The 16,355-nt window shown below is 59.1% G+C and carries 19 protein-coding genes; 12 read left to right on the top strand and 7 right to left on the bottom strand.

All coding sequences use genetic code 11. The annotated features are described in order from the left end of the window. Window positions 1–11 precede the first annotated feature (11 nt). Entirely contained in the window at window positions 12–947 is a 936-nt protein-coding gene (locus tag ACXWTF_RS03375; protein ID WP_461713602.1) for a nucleotidyl cyclase domain-containing protein, read from the top strand. On the opposite strand, the gene hemJ is transcribed toward ACXWTF_RS03375, so the two are convergent. The 4 genes from hemJ to hpf all read right to left on the bottom strand — a co-directional run bounded on the left by hemJ (window position 944) and on the right by hpf (window position 2,810). Further along, the gene (hemJ, locus tag ACXWTF_RS03370; RefSeq protein ID WP_461713601.1) at window positions 944–1,378 is read right to left on the bottom strand and encodes a protoporphyrinogen oxidase HemJ; all 435 of its coding nucleotides are present in this window, start codon (window positions 1,376–1,378) and stop codon (window positions 944–946) included. The genes ACXWTF_RS03375 and hemJ overlap by 4 nt on opposite strands. A 9-nt stretch (window positions 1,379–1,387) precedes the next feature. Continuing rightward, the gene (locus ACXWTF_RS03365) at window positions 1,388–1,954 is read right to left on the bottom strand and encodes a hypothetical protein (protein ID WP_461713600.1); all 567 of its coding nucleotides are present in this window, start codon (window positions 1,952–1,954) and stop codon (window positions 1,388–1,390) included. An 89-nt stretch (window positions 1,955–2,043) separates the two neighbouring features. Continuing rightward, on the bottom strand, window positions 2,044–2,475 hold the full coding sequence (gene trxC, locus ACXWTF_RS03360) for a thioredoxin TrxC (RefSeq protein WP_461713599.1): 432 nt from the start codon (window positions 2,473–2,475) through the stop codon (window positions 2,044–2,046). A gap of 5 nt (window positions 2,476–2,480) precedes the next feature. Then, window positions 2,481–2,810 (bottom strand): ribosome hibernation-promoting factor, HPF/YfiA family, encoded by a 330-nt coding sequence (gene hpf / locus ACXWTF_RS03355; protein WP_461713598.1) that lies wholly within the window; start codon window positions 2,808–2,810, stop codon window positions 2,481–2,483. Between the two features lie 139 nt (window positions 2,811–2,949). Here hpf and trpS point away from each other — a divergent pair, with 139 nt between their 5' ends. The 3 genes from trpS to ACXWTF_RS03340 all read left to right on the top strand — a co-directional run bounded on the left by trpS (window position 2,950) and on the right by ACXWTF_RS03340 (window position 4,581). After that, window positions 2,950–3,915 (top strand): tryptophan--tRNA ligase, encoded by a 966-nt coding sequence (trpS, locus tag ACXWTF_RS03350; protein ID WP_461713597.1) that lies wholly within the window; start codon window positions 2,950–2,952, stop codon window positions 3,913–3,915. 99 nt (window positions 3,916–4,014) lie between these two features. Then, the gene (locus tag ACXWTF_RS03345) at window positions 4,015–4,224 is read left to right on the top strand and encodes a hypothetical protein (RefSeq protein ID WP_461713596.1); all 210 of its coding nucleotides are present in this window, start codon (window positions 4,015–4,017) and stop codon (window positions 4,222–4,224) included. A gap of 147 nt (window positions 4,225–4,371) precedes the next feature. Beyond that, window positions 4,372–4,581, top strand: coding sequence for a hypothetical protein (locus ACXWTF_RS03340; RefSeq protein WP_461713595.1), 210 nt, complete (start codon window positions 4,372–4,374; stop codon window positions 4,579–4,581). Between the two features lie 20 nt (window positions 4,582–4,601). Here ACXWTF_RS03340 and ACXWTF_RS03335 read toward each other — a convergent pair whose 3' ends face one another. From ACXWTF_RS03335 to hemB, 3 genes are all read right to left on the bottom strand, one after another. Further along, window positions 4,602–5,804: a multiheme c-type cytochrome gene (locus ACXWTF_RS03335; protein ID WP_461713594.1), complete on the bottom strand. Its 1,203-nt coding sequence runs from the start codon at window positions 5,802–5,804 to the stop codon at window positions 4,602–4,604. 82 nt (window positions 5,805–5,886) lie between these two features. Next, entirely contained in the window at window positions 5,887–6,807 is a 921-nt protein-coding gene (argF, locus tag ACXWTF_RS03330) for an ornithine carbamoyltransferase (protein WP_461713593.1), read from the bottom strand. Window positions 6,808–6,876: 69 nt separating this feature from the next. After that, window positions 6,877–7,842, bottom strand: coding sequence for a porphobilinogen synthase (gene hemB, locus ACXWTF_RS03325; protein ID WP_461713592.1), 966 nt, complete (start codon window positions 7,840–7,842; stop codon window positions 6,877–6,879). A gap of 62 nt (window positions 7,843–7,904) precedes the next feature. On the opposite strand from hemB, the gene ribA reads away from it, so the two are divergent. The 8 genes from ribA to ACXWTF_RS03285 all read left to right on the top strand — a co-directional run bounded on the left by ribA (window position 7,905) and on the right by ACXWTF_RS03285 (window position 16,353). Beyond that, window positions 7,905–8,474, top strand: coding sequence for a GTP cyclohydrolase II (ribA, locus tag ACXWTF_RS03320; RefSeq protein WP_461713591.1), 570 nt, complete (start codon window positions 7,905–7,907; stop codon window positions 8,472–8,474). A 197-nt stretch (window positions 8,475–8,671) separates the two neighbouring features. After that, entirely contained in the window at window positions 8,672–10,588 is a 1,917-nt protein-coding gene (locus ACXWTF_RS03315; protein ID WP_461713590.1) for a hypothetical protein, read from the top strand. 11 nt (window positions 10,589–10,599) lie between these two features. Beyond that, window positions 10,600–11,664 carry a hypothetical protein gene (locus tag ACXWTF_RS03310; protein WP_461713589.1) on the top strand — a complete coding sequence of 355 codons (1,065 nt, stop codon included), beginning with the start codon at window positions 10,600–10,602 and terminating at the stop codon, window positions 11,662–11,664. A gap of 39 nt (window positions 11,665–11,703) precedes the next feature. After that, window positions 11,704–12,429: a hypothetical protein gene (locus tag ACXWTF_RS03305; RefSeq protein WP_461713588.1), complete on the top strand. Its 726-nt coding sequence runs from the start codon at window positions 11,704–11,706 to the stop codon at window positions 12,427–12,429. Continuing rightward, complete coding sequence (locus ACXWTF_RS03300; protein WP_461713587.1) at window positions 12,426–15,071, top strand: hypothetical protein; 2,646 nt, start codon at window positions 12,426–12,428, stop codon at window positions 15,069–15,071. The genes ACXWTF_RS03305 and ACXWTF_RS03300 overlap by 4 nt, the downstream gene beginning before the upstream one ends. A 70-nt stretch (window positions 15,072–15,141) precedes the next feature. After that, window positions 15,142–15,738 carry a 16S rRNA (guanine(527)-N(7))-methyltransferase RsmG gene (gene rsmG / locus ACXWTF_RS03295; protein WP_461713586.1) on the top strand — a complete coding sequence of 199 codons (597 nt, stop codon included), beginning with the start codon at window positions 15,142–15,144 and terminating at the stop codon, window positions 15,736–15,738. After that, window positions 15,729–15,959, top strand: coding sequence for a PP0621 family protein (locus ACXWTF_RS03290; RefSeq protein WP_461713585.1), 231 nt, complete (start codon window positions 15,729–15,731; stop codon window positions 15,957–15,959). The genes rsmG and ACXWTF_RS03290 overlap by 10 nt, the downstream gene beginning before the upstream one ends. A 1-nt stretch (window position 15,960) precedes the next feature. After that, window positions 15,961–16,353: a hypothetical protein gene (locus ACXWTF_RS03285; RefSeq protein WP_461713584.1), complete on the top strand. Its 393-nt coding sequence runs from the start codon at window positions 15,961–15,963 to the stop codon at window positions 16,351–16,353. Window positions 16,354–16,355 lie beyond the last annotated feature (2 nt).

Here is a 16,355-nt window from a genome sequence, read left to right as displayed (position 1 = left end):
AAGGAGCTCGCGTGAAACATCGGTCCAGTTTTCTGGCAGCTTTTACCGTCATCATCTTATTACTGCTGCCGCTTGCATACTTCACCGTCTCCTACCAGCTCGACAACCGGAACGATGACGAGGCCCTGCTCAAACGCATCACTTTTATCGGCGGTTCTATACAACGCTATATCAAAAACCCGGAGGAACATAAAGGAATAGAAACGGAGATCGATGAAGCCTTCCGCTCTTCGGAGCTTGTCTATCCCGCCCTTCTCCAGCCCGGCGAAGCAGAAATGATGCTGGCAAGAAGCTACCTGGCGGTAAAATCGTGCTGGGAAACGATCAAAACGACGTCAGCAACCACTGACGGTACATTCACTAAAGAGGGAGAGCTCTGCTGGCTGCAGGGGAACCATGCGCTTTTCGACCTGCACAACGTCATGAAAGCGAAAAGCAAACGGCTGCTCAACACCCTCTTTATGCTGGGGCTCTTCGGCAGCCTGCTGATCCTCTACCTGCTCTACCTCATCTACCGCTATGTCCGTGTGGACCTGGAAACCAACCAGCGTATCGACCTTCAGACCGGGCTCTACAATACCCAGGCATTTTTGGAAGAGTGTACGGTGCATGCTCTGACCGCCCGGCGCGAACATGCATCCTTCTCCGTTGTCCTCATGGTGTTTGACAAGCAGGCCACCCGCAAACGTCCCCTCAGACAGCTGCTCAAAGACCTGCATGACAGCTGCCGAAGGGAAGAGAAGCTTTTCAGGCTGTCACCCGTCGCTTTCGCACTTCTGACGTCCCATGCCCATGCAGCCGATCTTGTCCCCCTGACAGAGCGTCTGCAGCGCATGCTGAAAAACGATCATCTGCTTGCCCTGCAGACGGAGGAGTACTCCCCCGATACCGACGCGGAGGCGTTCGGGCTGGCCTGTCTGGCCGAGGCTGAAGCCCTGCAGGCTTAGAAAGGCTTGATGATCACCATGATGACGATAAAGATCATCAGCAGGGTCGGGACTTCGTTGTAGGCACGGAAGAATTTGCCGCTCTTCGTGTACGTCCCCTCCGCGAGCTGCTTCTTGTAGCGCCCCAGCGTAAAGTGGTAGATGATCAACAGCAGGGCCGCCGTCAGTTTCGCATGCAGCCAGCCGCCGCTCTGAAACAGCGAAGGGTTCAGCGCGATCAGCGCCCCGCCGCTCAGGATTGTCGCCCACATCGCCGGTACGCCGATGTAGTGGTAGATCTTGTATTCCTGGATCTTGACGACCTCGACGAAGCCCGCGTTAGCCGCATGCTCGGTGTGGTAGACAAAGAGGCGCGGCAGGTAAAACAGCACGGCCATCCAGCTGATAAGGCTCATGACGTGAAAGGCGAGAATCCAAGTGTAATATTCCATGTTTTGCTCCTAGAAGTTGTGTTCAAAATACCAGAGGTTGTAGTTTGATCCGCCGCGGCGGACGCCGTTGATCGCCCCGTAGATACCCGAACGGTGCTTGAGGGCATACCCGACATAGGTATCGTAAAGCGGCCCGTAACCGACCATACGCCCCAGGTCGAAGTCGAGGGAGATGTCAAGGTAGTTGAGAAAGCGGGAGTTATGATCGCCCTCGGCCTCCGCTTCCAACCGCTCGACGTAGGGGATGCCCCAGGCATAGGAAGCCCCTTCGCCGAATCCCAGGCGGATCGTCCGCTCCCACGGCCGGAAGTTCCAGTAGGCCTTGATATAGAAGGTGACTTCCATAAAATCGGGCTGATGCCCGTTCTCGAAGAAGCGGTTCACGCCTCCTTTGAGGTAGAAGTCCAGGGGCAGACCCCAGGTATCGTGCGAAAAACGGTAGCCCAGTTCGACACCGCCGGCCGAGGTCCCCGCAGGATGCTGGTCGCCCATCATGGAGATGATCTCCCCCAGGTCGCTTGCATCGGAAAAACCGTATCCGACCCGTACGGAGTAGTCGTTATCGTCCGCGGTCACATTATTATCAGCCGTTGCCAGTGTCAAGGTAAAAAGAAGTAGAAGAAGTAATTTCAAAGTCGTGCCCCGTTTCATGGGGCAGCATTATATCAGAGAAAACGCCCGACCCATTGCCGGAGCTGTTCGGCGCTGAGAGCACCGGAAACCCGGTCGACTTCCCACCCCCCTTTGAAGACGATCAGTGTGGGGATGGACTGGATATGAAAGCGCGATGCCAACGCCTGCTGCTCTTCCGTATTGACCTTCGCGAAACGGGCTTTCAGCACGAAGGAGGAAGCCGCTTCCTCGAACGCCGGGGCCATCATGCGGCAGGGGCCGCACCACGGTGCCCAGAAATCGACGATGACCGGAATGTCGCTGTTGGCGATCTGGTTGTCGAAGGCGCTTGGATCGAGGGCGATGGGTTTCGTATCGAGCAGGGAGTGTCTGCAGTGGCCGCAGTTGGCCTTGGCGTAGGTCTCTTTGACCGGGACGGCATTGACCTGCCCGCAATGGGGGCAGACCACTTTGCGCTTATCCATGACCCTTAGGCCTCCTGAACCTCGAGGTCTTTGAGGCCAGGGCCGCGGTGGGATTTGATTTTGTCATGCAGACGGCGCAGCGCCTTATTCGCACGCTCGACAGCCATATCGATCGCTGCATCGAGGTCATTGTCCTGCTGGGTGATTACCACCGGCGTGTTATGGGCAATGTGGATATCGAATTCTGCTTCAACGCCGTTTTTGACTTTGCTGAGCAGTACATTGATCGTCGTAATATCGAGTCCGAATTTCATAAACTGTTCTTTGGCTTTTTGAACATGGTCGCGGGTGTTGTCCGTCAGGGTAATATCTTTTGTGCGAATAGGAGTATTCATCGAAAATCCTTTTTTTTTGGGATAAAAAAAGTATAACAGAAGATATCTAAATCGATATCAACGATTCCGCTGTCCAAGGGGCTTTCCGCCCCTTTTCAACCTCTTACGCTATAATGCCGCGACTAAAAGAGGAGAAACAATGAGAGTTTTTACGGGCATCCAGCCCTCCGGTGACCTGCATATCGGCAACTATTTCGGCTCGATCAAGGCCATGGTCGATTCGCAGACGGAGAACGAGGTTTTTGCCTTTATCGCCAACTATCACGCCATGACGACGGTCCACGACGGTGCGCGCCTCTCCGAACTGACAATGCAGGCCGCCACCGACTTCCTCGCCCTGGGCATCGACCCGGAAAAATCGACCTTTTGGGTCCAGAGCGACGTCAAAGAGGTCCTCGAGCTCTACTGGTTTCTCTCCTCCTTCACCCCGATGGGACTGCTCGAGCGTGCCCACAGCTACAAAGACAAGGTTGCCAAGGGGATTTCCGCCAACCACAGCCTCTTCGCCTACCCCGTGCTGATGGCCGCGGACATCCTGCTTTACGACGTCGACGTCGTCCCCGTCGGCAAAGACCAGATCCAGCATGTCGAGATCGCCCGCGACATCGCCATCCGTTTCAACAACGCCTACGGCGACATCCTGAAACTGCCCGAATTCCGTGTCGACGAGAACGTTGCGACGGTCCCGGGCATCGACGGCCAGAAGATGAGTAAAAGCTACGGCAACACAATCAATATCTTCGGCGACGAGAAGGCCCAGCTCAAGACGATCAAGAAGATCGTCACCGAAGCCGTCCCGATGGAGGAACCCAAAGAGTGGCGCGGATGCAACGTCTACAACATCGCCAAGCTCTTCCTCGACGAGGATGAGTGCCTGGCACTGCAGGAGCGCTACGAGCGCGGCGGCGAAGGGCACGGCCACTTCAAGCTCTACCTGGCCGAGGTGATCTGGGAACACTTCCGCCCCTACCGCGAAAAACGCGCCTACTACGAAGCCCACCAGGACGAAGTGCGCGATATTCTCAATGCCGGTGCGGCCAAGGCCAGCGAAGCCGCCCGCGAGATCACGGAGAAGGTCCGCAGCGTCACCGGCGCCGCATACTGACACCGCGCCCACCCCGGGCGACCTGACTCCGATTTTTTACTCCCCCTTAAACCATCGTCTGTAGAATGCTGCTCCTGAATTTCATTTGAGGATAGAGAAATGATCACAGTTAAAATGGAAAAAGAGTGCGGCTGTTTCAAACGTTCGGACTTTGAAGCGGTCAAAACCTTCGAAAGCAAAGATGATGCCCTCCTGTATGCCCAGGAGCTCTGTGCGGATATGAACGAGACCTTCTGCCAGAAACACGTTTTCCGCGTCACCGAAACAGCGGAAGACGAAATGACTATCAACCTCGCGATGAACGGCTGAGCCGTTCATCACACCCTATCATCGCCCGACTCATTCCACCTATTTCTCCAAATAACAACGCCTGGATTCCGTCTCTTTAACGGCGCGGTAGAACAGCCGATGCATCCGCAGTTTTATCTCTGTAAAACATACAATAAGGAAAGAACAATGGTGACGGTAAAACTGGAAAAAGAGTGCGGCTGCTTCAAAGATGCAAGGAATATTGATTCGGAAATGTCATTTGACACCAAGGATGCCGCGATGCTGTATGCGAAGGGACTGTGCAGAACCATCAACGATCAGTTCTGCGGGAAACACTTCTTCCGCCCTGAAGAGAGTGCGGATGACGAAGTGATGATCAAGCTCATCAACCGCTAAGCGGCCTCACCGCCCCGCGGTTACAGCCGTACGGTCGTGCGGTTGATAAACTTCTTCTCGCTCCACTGCGGTTGTTTCAGATCGAGCAGTGTTCTGATTTCATCATTCACCAGACGGTAATGCAGCTCGAACGTCACCTGCCCCGTCCCTTTGACCATCGGGACTTTGAACGTCTTCGTACCGCGTGCCGGAACGGACATATCCTCGGTCGCGGTTGCCGCCAGATGCGGGATCGTCGGTTTGCCCCGTTTGTCCGTATAGTGCTGGGTCATCGAAATGCTCTTCGTTTCAATCACCTTGGAACCGCTGCGGTAGATAACGTCAAGGATCAGCTCTCTGGCACCGAAGCCCGTCGGGATGTTGTGGGGATTCTCATTGGTGAGGGTCACGATAAAGCTGTCGCCGCTCTTTTTCGCTTCAATCCCCAGGGCATCCTGCCAGAGCCAGTTCGTATGGGCACCGACAAAGCCGTGCTCACGGACCATCCGCTTCTTCGGCTTGCCGTTGTCGATCGGGAGGTTGGACGCGACCCCCTCTTTTTTCGGGCTCATGTGGCAGTCGGCACACTGTTTTTTCGTATCTTTGTACTCTTTTTGCGTGTTCGCGAAGACGAAGCTCTCCGTGGAACGGTCATTGGCGTGGCAGACGAAACAGAGCTGCTTAGGGTCCTTGCCGAAGAAATCGCGGTACTGGGTCTTATGGTACGGAGACTTCGCGTCCTCGATCGGACCGCTCATGATGCCGACCGGGTTCCACTGGATCCGGTGGACCCCCCGCTTATCCGCCGGCAGGTCGTGCTTGATGCTGTCGACATTGTGACAGACGAGGCAGTTGACCCCCTCCGAGAGCGAGCTGTCGCTGACCGCGGCATTGACCTCGCTTCCTTCATCCAGTCCCATCAGGACATCGATCTGGTAGTTGATATCCGTCGTCGTGACAGCGACACGGGGGTTATGACAGGCGGCACACTCCACCTTTACGGCGTTGATGGGTTTGCGCGTCTTGCGGGCGTAGTACTCCATCGATTGGCGAAGATACTCATCATGTTTGTAGTGTGATTTGGCGTGATAGGAAGTGGACCATTCGTTGACGATAGCGGCGTGGCAGGATTTACACTTGCTCGAATCGTGATATTGAGCATTGAGTTCAGGGGCGGCCTCTGTTGCATACAGTGAGGCGCCGAAAGCGGCAAACGTCAGTAGAGTCGCGGCAAAACGTTTCATAACCTTGGTCCCTTTTTTAACAGTTTAAATATGATTAAAACTATTATAGGGCGTAGAGGGGCCAAAGTCAATTAAACAGATTTTAACGTGCCCGATCGAGCCAGACCATCAAACCTTTTTGCGCATGCAGACGGTTCTCCGCCTCATCGAAGATGACGCTTTGGGGACCTTCGAGGACCCCCTCGCTGACTTCCTGTCCCCGGTAGGCGGGCAGGCAGTGCAGGAAGATCGCCGCCTTGTCGGCCAGCGCCATCTTCGCTTCGTCAACGATGTAGCCGGCGAAGTCGCGGACGCGCTGCTCTTTTTCGTCCTCCTGGCCCATGGAAGCCCAGGTGTCCGTCGTGACGACCGTCGCACCGGCGATCGCCTCTTCCGGGTCGTTCCCGACCTTGATGACGGCACCGCTCGCCTTGGCCATCTCCAGGGCGTCTTGCAGGATCCCCGCATCGACTTCATACCCTTTCGGCGTTGCCACGCGCAGTTCGAACCCGAGCTTGGCGGCAAGCATCAGCCAGGAGTGAGTCATGTTGTTGCCGTCGCCGACATAGGCGACAACAGGGTTCTCCGCCTGGCCGTGCTCGATCATCGTCATATAATCGGCCAGCAGCTGCACCGGGTGGTAGCTGTCGGTGAGGCCGTTGATGACGGGGACTTTGGAATAAGTGGCGAACTCTTCGAGCATGCTCTGCTCGAAGGTGCGGATCATCACCATATCGCACATGGAGGAGATAACGCGGGCCGTGTCTTTGACCGGTTCGCCACGTCCGAGGTGGATATCACGGTTGGAGAGGAAGAGCCCCTGCCCGCCGAGCTGATAGATCCCGGTCTCGAAACTGACCCGGGTCCGCGTCGAACTCTTCTCGAAGATCATCGCCAGCGTCTGCTTGTCCAGATAGGGCTTGTGCTCGCGGCGTTTGCACTCGGACTTGATCTGCAGTCCGAGGTCGATAATGGAGAGGATCTCCTCTTTGGTGTAATCTCTGAGGGTTAAAAAGTGTCGCATTCTCTGCTCACGGCGTAACGGGTTGCCCCGGAATGAAAGCGCCCATTATAGCGTAAAGTGCGAAAAAGCTTACAGCAGCCCTGCCACCTCTTTGGCGTGATAGCTGATAATGATGTCCGCGCCGGCGCGTTTGAAGCCGAGCATCGTCTCCATCATGACCCGTTCGTAGTCGATCAAGCCGGCTTGCCCGGCGTGTTTGAGCATGGCGTATTCGCCGCTGACGTTGTAGACCGCGAGCGGCAGGGAGGTCGCTTCGCGGATGTCGCGGATGATATCGAGGTAGGCCAGGGCCGGTTTGACCATTAAAATGTCCGCCCCCTGCATCTCGTCGGCGATGCTCTCCGCGATCGCCTCGCGGCGGTTGGCCGGGTCCATCTGATACGTGGCGCGGTCACCGAAAGAAGGCGTTGATTCGGCGACGTCGCGGAAGGGGCCGTAGTAGCCGCTGGCGAACTTCGTCGAGTAGCTCATGACCGGCAGATTCTCGTACCCGTTGCCGTCCAGCGCCGTGCGCAGGGTCTCGATGATCCCGTCCATCATCCCCGAAGGCGCGATCATATCCGCGCCCGCCTCGGCATGGATGATCGCCTGCTGGCCGGAGATCGCAAGCGTCGCATCGTTATCGACGGTCTCGTGGACATGGTCGATGATCCCGCAGTGACCGTGATCGGTGTATTCGCAGAAGCAGAGGTCCGTGACGACGAACATCTCGGGGTGGGCCCGCTTGATCGCCTTGACGGCCGTGGCAATGATGCCGTTCTCATCCAGCGCATCGGAGCCCACGGAGTCCTTGACGTCGGGGATGCCGAAGAGGATGATAGAGTAGATCCCCAGCGCCTTGAGCGTTTCACACTCCCGGATGGCTTCGTCGATGCTCATCTGGAAAACGCCCGGCATCGAGGCGACTTCCGTCTTGATCCCTTCGCCCGAACGCACGAAAAGAGGATAGATGAAATCGTCCGCACGGACATGGTATTCGCGTACCAGAGCACGCAGATGGGAATTGAGCCGGTTACGGCGGAAACGTTGGAACATGTTTACCCTTGACAATTTTGCTATAATCGCATTGTAACAATTCCATCGTTAAAGAACTGTTTTTGCTTCAAAATATAAAAATTTCTGATGTTGCCAACCTCCCCTCCCGTTTCGGGAAGTTTAAAGTCCAGGCCTTCAAGCAGGGCCATAAAGAGCACCTGGCGATCCTGCGCGAGCCCTTTGGCGACACCCCGGTCGTACGGGTCCACTCCGAGTGCCTCACCGGCGACGCCCTGGGCAGTCTCAAGTGCGACTGCGGCGACCAGCTCGCCTTCGCCCTTAATCTGATCGAAAAAGAGGGCGGCATCGTCATCTACCTCCGACAGGAGGGGCGTAACATCGGCCTGCTCAACAAGATCAACGCCTACGCCCTGCAGGACAAAGGGTTCGACACCGTCGCCGCCAACCACCAGCTGGGCTTCGCCGCCGACGAACGCACCTACGAGATGGTCCAGTTCATCCTGGCCCACTACGGCATCAAAAAGATCCGCCTGCTGACCAACAACCCGCAGAAGATCAATGCCCTCGAGGGGATCGAGATCGTTGAGCGCCTGCCGATCATCATCGACCCCAACGAGCACAACGAAGAGTACCTGCAGGTCAAGAAAGATCAGATGGGGCACCTCCTGTAATCACGCCTTCGGCGGGACGCGTTCCCGTCTGCCCCCCTTCGAACCGCCCCTTGCAACGGCATCACCAAAAACGACAACTGTTATTGCAGACTCACGATTTTCATGTTAATATAGCTTTGATTACACGCTGTGTTCGGAGGGTTTCCCGCCGGGCCGGTGTCGCGTTTTCGCACCCATTCAAGACGGAGGGCCAAACCATGCAACGACCGCACTTCAGCCTGTTGCAACTCCCTTGTATCGCCGGGCTGCTCTTTATGGGCCTGCAGGCCCATGCCCAGCCCCCCGCCATTCTCAACCTCTCGACCCCTTCTCCCCTTTCCGGCAGCGTCATCATCGATAAAAGGCCGACGCTCGAATGTACGCTGGAAGGTGATTTTGTCCGCGACGAGGTCCTTGTCATGCTCGACGGCATCGATATCACCGCGTTGCTGGAGTGGGACGCCGCCGGCTTTGCCTACCGGCCGCCGACCGTGCTGCCCTCAGGCCGGCACAACCTGGAAATCGTCATCGGCACCGACGCGAGCGCCTTCGCCTTTGAAACCCGCCACGATGAACGCTACAAGACGCTTCAGACGGACGTCACCCTGGCCGGGGAGTACGCCTATGCCGTGGCCCGGAACCCCGACGAGGGTTCGCCTTCCACGATCGACACCGCCCTGGGGATCAATGCCCGCGCCGAAACCGAACACTGGGACACCCTCTTTACCTCCCATCTCCAGTACGCCGACCCCGACCGCTACCCCGAACAGCGTGAGAAAGTCGTGCTGAACGATTTCCTTTTCCGTTCGCAATATTCCGGGGACTCTTTAGGGGCGGCGCTCGAGATCGGCGACGTCAGCATCTATGAAACGGAGATGACCCTCTCCCAGCTGAGCCGGCGGGGGATGCAGTTCAACCTGCAGTACGAAGGCGTCACCCTCAACACCTTCAGCGTCCTGGGGGATACGGCCTACAGTTTCGACAAAGGGGTAGGCGCAGGCGTGGACGATGCGAAGAACATCTACGGCGCGTCGCTGGCCTCTTCGTTCTTTTCCGGCCGGGCCCGTCTCAAACTGGTCTACGCCCGCGGGGGAACGAACAACACCGGCATCGGGATCGGGGCGGAACCGGTCGCGCAGGAGGGGAACGTTTTCGGGGTCTATGCCGAAGCGGACCTCATCGAAGCGCTCCTCGCGGTGCAGGTCGAATGGGATCGGGCGGAATTCGACAGCGATACGGCCGACACGGTGGATGCGGCGACGGACAATGCCCTCAAAATCGGGCTGGGCGGCGCCTACGGCGCATTGCAGTATCACCTCTATCACACCAGGATCGGGGCGGAATACACCCCCATCGGGAATGAGGCCTTTGTCAATGACCAGCAGGGCTTCGGTGCCGACGCCGGACTTTTCGGAGAGAACCAGTCGCTCAATGTCGCACTCTCGCAGCTGCGGGACAATACCGACGACGATCCTCTGCTGCCGACGGTCTATACCGAAACGGGAAGCGTGAACTATGCCTATTTCGGGCTGCCGCAATGGTACGCCGCCCTCAATTACGCCCGGACGATGCAGCACGGCGAATCGCTGCCCGCCGGCAGCGACGCGATCGGATCGGACCAGGACGACCTCGGCGGTACGCTCCAATATATGGCCGGTGCCTGGACCCATCTTCTGAGCCTGCGCTACAGTATCCACGACGACCGCTTCAGCGCCGCGGGTGACGCCGAATCCTTCGACAGCGCCTTCTCCCCCGCCTATTCGCCGGGAAGCCCCTTCCTCAGCACGGTATCGCCGACGTTGAGCTATCTGCGCGAAACGGGGATGACAAGCTCGGACACCTATGCACTGAACCTCTTCCTCTCCGGCACGCTCGACGGCGAACGGTTCCGGTACGCGTTCAACGGTAGCGCTCAACGGAAAGTCTACGACGAACAGGCCATGGACGATGCGACAAGCTACAACGCTTCGGCCCGCCTGGAGTACCAGTTTGCCGTGCCGCTGCCGTGGATGCAGTCGCCCTCTGCAGGCATCAAGGCCGATTACCGCAAAAGCGACGACCTCAACACCACCGCTGCCTCGGAAGTCTATACCGTGCAACTCTTTGTCAACCTGCCGTTGGCCTACGCTTTCTAAGGAGCCTATCGATGAAAAGCACCCTCCTTGCAGCAGCCTTTGTGATACTGCTGTCACCCTTCACGACGCTGATGGCGGCGGTCGCGGTATCGCCCGCCGCGGTGAAAGTCCCCTACAACCGCACCGTTTCACAGAGCGTGCGCTACCTCTTCAGCGAACCGGCAACCTGTTCCCAGGCCGTTTCCGGCGCCATCGAAGTGCTCCATCCCCTGGACCTGACGCTGCTGACGACTATCCCCGGATCGCTCTCCGTCGCCCTCACCAACGGCAGCGCGACGGCGGCCGAAAGTGTACGCGTCACCCCCGCGATCGTCAACCTCGCCCGGCAGAACGGTGCCCGCCAGCTCATCTTCCGCCGGGCGTTCACCGTCACCTGTACGTCGACGACCGTCACGGACAACGCCGACCTGCGCGTGGACATCACAACGCAGGCCGCCAGCGATTTCGCCCTCAACCGTATCGAGCTCTTCTTCGACGACCATACGCCGCGCGCTTCGGTCGCCATGAACGACCGCCTCAACGCCTACGCGAAAATCACCTTCAGCGGCAGCGGACTGCTCCGCGGTTACTGGCAGGTGGACGGCCGCCCCTACCCCCCGGTCAGCCGGGCCCTTTCGGGCCGTGAAAGCGTCATTGTGAAATTTTCGGAGGTGCAGTCGCTGCCGACCTTCAACCCCGGCAGCCACCGTGTCGAATTCGTCGTCACCTCCCCCGTTCCGGCCTTCGCCGCCCCCTATATGTTTTACCTCGTCGGCCACGCCCCCAAAGCACCCCTGATCCCCCTGCTCCTGAAAAGTCCGGAGGAGAATGCCGCGCTTTTCCTCCAGGCCCCCGCCTACCGGTGGGCGACCAGCGACAAGGTCGCCAGCTATCTCGTCGAGTTCTTCGCGTTCGGGGCAAGAGAAGCGCTTTTCTCTGCCTATACGACCGTCGGGGAGTACACCCTGCCGCCTTACGCCGTCAAGACCCGCTTCGAAACAGGAAAACGTTACTTCTGGCGGGTCACCGGGTATGACAGCGAAGGGAACGCCGTCGCCAAAAGCGCATCGCGTACCTTCACGCTGCTGCGAAACTGACCGCGGGCCGCATCAGCAACCCTATACAAGGAGCATACTATGACAGGTTCTTCCTCTTCCGCACCGCTTCGGAAGCAGCGGCTGTTCTCCCCCCTTTCCCGCTGCGTGCTGGCCGGATGGCTCGCCGCCGCCGCACTGCTGCCGGCTTCCGCCGCCCAGAGTACCGCCCCCGCCGCACAAAGCAGCGCGGCGAAATCCATTGCCTACAAGCCCGGGCTCACCATGGCCGACCTTATGAGCGCTGCGCCCGCGGAGCGTGTCGTTTTCCAATCGGGCCGCAGTATCAGCGTCGAGGATCTGCGGCGCCTTCAGAGCTTCCAGCACAAGCTCCGTGCCGCCAAAGCATCGCCGGCCGCGGCCGCGCTGCGCCGCAAGCCCGATGCGCGCAACGTCAAAACCGCCATTACCACCCGGGCAGACCTCACCAATGCGCTGCGGCTTCCCGACGATGACACCGTACGCCTCCCCTCGGGCAAGCTCGTCACGGCGAAGGTACTGAAGATGGCCTACGGGCTGGCCGAGCAGCGGATCAGACGCTCCAGCGCGGCACCGGCCAAACGTTCGCTGCCGCAGGGGAAGGCAGTGAATGTCACCGCATCCAACGACAAAGCCTACTGGCGCGGCATCCTCCAAAAACCCGACGATACCGTGCTGCAATCCCCCGGCGGCAAGCGGATCACGGTCGGGGAGCTCAAAAGCTACCTCGAACAGTCCGCCTCCCTGCGTGACAACGCCGCGCGCGAGTACAAAGGGGGCCGGAAATGAAACCGGTAGCACGCCTGAAACATCGTCTGCTGCAGCTGCTCACCCTCTTTTTCCTCGCCCTCATACCGGCGACGCCGCTGCAGGCGGACACGATCGACGATATTGCCTGGGTACTCGACCAGATGGGCCCCGCCAACCCCTACGCTTCGCAGGGGCTCAACGGTGAAACGCTCAGGCTCTCCAAAGGGCTGTTCGAATGCATCAGTGACGGCAAAGACGTCCTGCTGTGCGTCGAGGAGCATGAAAACGACCCGATCGGCCAGACCCTCACCGGGCAAGGCACTCCCAGCTGGTTCTGGGACTTTCTGGATCTCTACGCTGCCTTCAAGAACGGCGATTTCCAGGGAGTCATCTCCCACCTGGGCACGACGGCGATCTGTATCGTCTCCCAGGTGCTCACCGGGGGCGTCGACGTCTGCCAGCTCCTCGAAGAGCTCTACGCCCTGGCCGAAGGGATGCTCGATGCCGCCTCGGCGGTCTACGAATGGGCCAAAGACCTCGGCGGCGCCGTCCTTGAGACGCTTTCAGGGGCCTACTGCAGCGTGGCCAAGGCCTTCGGGGGGTGTGACGAACCCGATACGCCCGACTTCGTTATCGTCTACCAATTGATGTACCATCCCCAGATCGCCGCCGGGGTAACCGCCCGGGAATCCACCGACGCCAACGCCTTCACCCAGCTGCTGCAAAAAATCGAGAAAGACGCCCTGCACCAACCCGACCCGATCCTTCCCGGCGGCTACGCTCCCATGCTTATCGGCAGCTTCTTCAACCCCCAAAGCATCGCCGAAGCCGCCAAGATCTACCAAAACAACGTCGACACCCAGTGGGGCGACGACATCCGCAAACGGGTCGATACCGAGCGCCGCGGCACCATGATCACCTATACCAACCCGAACAACCTCAACTTCATGTCCCTGCTGATGCTGCAAGATTACGAAAAAAGCCCCGCGGCGTGGAACGAACGCCGGGCGATCCAGGAGCGCTGCGTCAGCCAGTTCCGCAACGATTTCGGGTATGCCCATGTCGACCGCTGGCTCTCCGGCTTCCCTGTAGCGGGCAGCGGCGCGACCTTCGGCATCAAAACCAACAACGACCTCTGCCGGGAGTTCTTTGATCTGAACAAGGAGGTCTTCGGTCAAAACGCCCGCCAGTACATTGTCCAGAAAGGGTACTGCTTCAGCGCGGGTGACAATCTTGGATGCGGCAGCGTGGACAACTACCGGCGCTGCCTGAAACTGCTGACCCCCTTCGGGATGCAGGAGCGCTGCCGCCTAAGTGTCAAAGCGGCCGCCGCCGTGAAAGAGGAGATCCTCGGGGAGTTCAAGAAAAAGGGGAGCAGCTATTACGGGCCCAAGCTCCAGCTCACGGCCTCCAAGGGCGTCACGGCGAAAAGCTTCGGCAAAAGCACCACGGCAGCCGTCACAGGAATGGACACCATCCTGAACGCCCCGCTGGCATTCCCCTGTTACCGCCCTTCGCACGCCTTCTATTTCGACCGTTTCTACCAAAAATACGCCGATCTGCCGCAGCAGCCTCTCCAGAAATCGATGCAGATCGATGCCGAATACCTGGCCCTCGCCGAGAAGGTCAAGGCCGCCGTCGACGCAATCAATACAAAATATGCGAACCAGGCCGTCTTCGTCGGGGTGATCGATCCCCAGCGCGACCCGCTGGTCGTGGGGACGGGCTCGGCCCAGGACCTCGATATCCTCAAAGAGGATGACGGCGATTACGGTTTCGGGGGCTTTACCGTCGCCTCCTACATGGCCTTCCCCGATGCCATCGACGGGCAGGATCACCCCGTCATCTTCCACGACATGGCCTCCAAGCTCAAAGACGCCCTCAAAAAAGAGCGGCTGACGGTCGACGCCAACGTCATCGACGGCAAGATCGACCCCATCACCAAACCGGGGTTCAACCAGAAGGTCATGCAGGCCGTCACCTCGCCGGCGACGTCCAAACAGGTCTTTTCCCGCCAGAAACTGGCCGGCAGCACACAACCGCAGAGCGCACCGACCCAGCCGATGAGCGGGACGCTTCCTGCGGGACAGCAGCCCAAAAGCGGCGCCAAGGCCTTTGCAAAGGTTAGCGCCGGTGCCCAACTGACGAAAGCGGTCAGGATCGAGGGAGGAAAACAGCTGACGATCGCCGGTACGCGGGCCTACTGGGGTCGGAGCGTGACGCTCGGCGCCGAGCATGCGCTTTCCCGGGCCAACGGAACCTGCCGCTTCCGGGTCGAATACACCCTCCAAAACCGCGGGGAGGGCAGCAGCGGCGCCTACTACCGCCGCTGGGAGAACCGGAACCTCAAGGGCCGGGCAGCGGAACAGCGGATGAACGGGCTTGCCGCAGGCACCTCCCGGAAAGTGACCGAGACCGTCGACCTTGTCCCCGGGACGAACCGCCTCTCACTGACGCTGAACTCCCGCGGCAAAAGCAGCGAGCAGCAGCGTTACGAGCTGACCGTCAACCTCACCGGAAACTGCGCCGGCCGCGGCGGCACGGCACCGCTGCAGCGTACCCTCTCCACGCCGCCGCCGGCCGCCAAGGGCACCGAACCGTCCAAGGAGATCGCTCCCTCCAAGGCACCCGAAACGCAAGAACGCCCCGTGAAGGGCTCCGTCTTCGTCCCGGTACGCTGACGGCTGCCCCCCGTGCCTTGAATCCGCTACGGGGCGTTTCGCTATAATAGCGGCAAAAAACAGGCGTTTCATGGATCTTAAATCGACCCTCCTGCACGAGGGCATCACACTCGACGACATCTTCTTCGAGCGCGTCACGCGCTACCGCGAGCTGCTCCTGCAGTGGAACAAGGTCCATAACCTCAGCGGCTACAAAGATGCGGCAACGATCGACTACTACCTCCACGACGCCGTCTATCCCGTTATCTTCCTGCCGCCGGTCGCGACGGCTATGGATATCGGAACCGGCGCGGGCTTCCCCGGGCTGATCCTCGCCATGGCACAGCCGCAGACCCACTGGACCCTGGTCGAGCCGCTGCAGAAGCGGGCCGGATTCCTGCAGTTCGTCAAAGCGACGCTGAAACTGGAGAACGTCACCGTGGAAAACTGCCGCGTCGAGGCACTGGAGGATCAGCGTTTCGACCTCATCACCTCCCGGGCCGTCACCGATACCGGGATGCTCCTGAACCTCAGCGCCCCCTACCGGGACGCGGAGACGATGCTGCTCTTTTACAAAGGCGAGAACGTCTACAACGAAGTGCCGGAGGATCTGTCCTACCGCATTATCGAGACCGAAGAACGCCACTACCTTCTTATCAACCCTCCCAAGGAGACCGCATGCTCTTGAAACTTCTGCTTGTCCTCGGCGTTATCGCCGCCGTCTATTTCATCTTCTTTAAAAAAAGTACACCGGTCGCTAAGCAGCCGAAATCCGACACCCCTTCGAAAAAGAGTGACGACGACACGATGGTGCCGTGCGAAGCCTGCGGCGTCTTCGTCAGCGTCAAGGAAGCCTTTATCAAAGAGGGGAAATACTACTGTTCAAAAAGCTGCATGGAGGGCGCCTGAGATGCTGATCTTCGGTCACCCGCACCTCGCCTCGGAATCCTTCTACCACATCGACGGCCCCGAAGCGATCGCGGCGACCCCGGCGGGCAGTACGGTGCTTTTCGCGTGGGGCGCGGCGAACCTTGACCTCATCGCCTACTGCAGCGCGAACGACATCCCCTTCGCCCTCGAGGCCGGCTCCGTGAAAGCGGCGCTCTTTGCCGAGAACAGCGGCGCCCGTTTTATCCTCGTCGACACCGCCCTGGCCCCTTCGGTACAGAAGGTCGCCGAGACCTACCTCTTCGATGCAAAAGTATTGACCTATATTGAGGAGGAGACGCAGATCGAGGCGATGGCGTTCGAGGGGATTGACGGCGTCGTGTTCGCCGAAGCGGTGATCAAAGTCACCGGGTAGAT

It is taken from the genome of Thiomicrolovo sp. ZZH C-3, assembly GCF_054862725.1.
Note: the sequence above shows the minus strand (reverse complement) of the source record. Positions and strands in the feature narration are given on the sequence as shown.

What these genes read in the sequence shown, in the direction of transcription:
- rsmG (WP_461713586.1), top strand. Translation starts at nt 15,142, where the DNA reads ATGGATCTTAAATCGACCCTCCTGCACGAGGGCATCACACTCGACGAC.
- argF (WP_461713593.1), bottom strand. Translation starts at nt 6,807, where the DNA reads ATGCGACACTTTTTAACCCTCAGAGATTACACCAAAGAGGAGATCCTC.
- hemJ (WP_461713601.1), bottom strand. Translation starts at nt 1,378, where the DNA reads ATGGAATATTACACTTGGATTCTCGCCTTTCACGTCATGAGCCTTATC.
- ACXWTF_RS03340 (WP_461713595.1), top strand. Translation starts at nt 4,372, where the DNA reads ATGGTGACGGTAAAACTGGAAAAAGAGTGCGGCTGCTTCAAAGATGCA.
- hemB (WP_461713592.1), bottom strand. Translation starts at nt 7,842, where the DNA reads ATGTTCCAACGTTTCCGCCGTAACCGGCTCAATTCCCATCTGCGTGCT.
- ACXWTF_RS03305 (WP_461713588.1), top strand. Translation starts at nt 11,704, where the DNA reads ATGACAGGTTCTTCCTCTTCCGCACCGCTTCGGAAGCAGCGGCTGTTC.
- ACXWTF_RS03290 (WP_461713585.1), top strand. Translation starts at nt 15,729, where the DNA reads ATGCTCTTGAAACTTCTGCTTGTCCTCGGCGTTATCGCCGCCGTCTAT.
- trxC (WP_461713599.1), bottom strand. Translation starts at nt 2,475, where the DNA reads ATGGATAAGCGCAAAGTGGTCTGCCCCCATTGCGGGCAGGTCAATGCC.
- ACXWTF_RS03335 (WP_461713594.1), bottom strand. Translation starts at nt 5,804, where the DNA reads ATGAAACGTTTTGCCGCGACTCTACTGACGTTTGCCGCTTTCGGCGCC.
- ACXWTF_RS03310 (WP_461713589.1), top strand. Translation starts at nt 10,600, where the DNA reads ATGAAAAGCACCCTCCTTGCAGCAGCCTTTGTGATACTGCTGTCACCC.
- ACXWTF_RS03300 (WP_461713587.1), top strand. Translation starts at nt 12,426, where the DNA reads ATGAAACCGGTAGCACGCCTGAAACATCGTCTGCTGCAGCTGCTCACC.
- ACXWTF_RS03285 (WP_461713584.1), top strand. Translation starts at nt 15,961, where the DNA reads ATGCTGATCTTCGGTCACCCGCACCTCGCCTCGGAATCCTTCTACCAC.
- ACXWTF_RS03315 (WP_461713590.1), top strand. Translation starts at nt 8,672, where the DNA reads ATGCAACGACCGCACTTCAGCCTGTTGCAACTCCCTTGTATCGCCGGG.
- ACXWTF_RS03345 (WP_461713596.1), top strand. Translation starts at nt 4,015, where the DNA reads ATGATCACAGTTAAAATGGAAAAAGAGTGCGGCTGTTTCAAACGTTCG.
- trpS (WP_461713597.1), top strand. Translation starts at nt 2,950, where the DNA reads ATGAGAGTTTTTACGGGCATCCAGCCCTCCGGTGACCTGCATATCGGC.
- hpf (WP_461713598.1), bottom strand. Translation starts at nt 2,810, where the DNA reads ATGAATACTCCTATTCGCACAAAAGATATTACCCTGACGGACAACACC.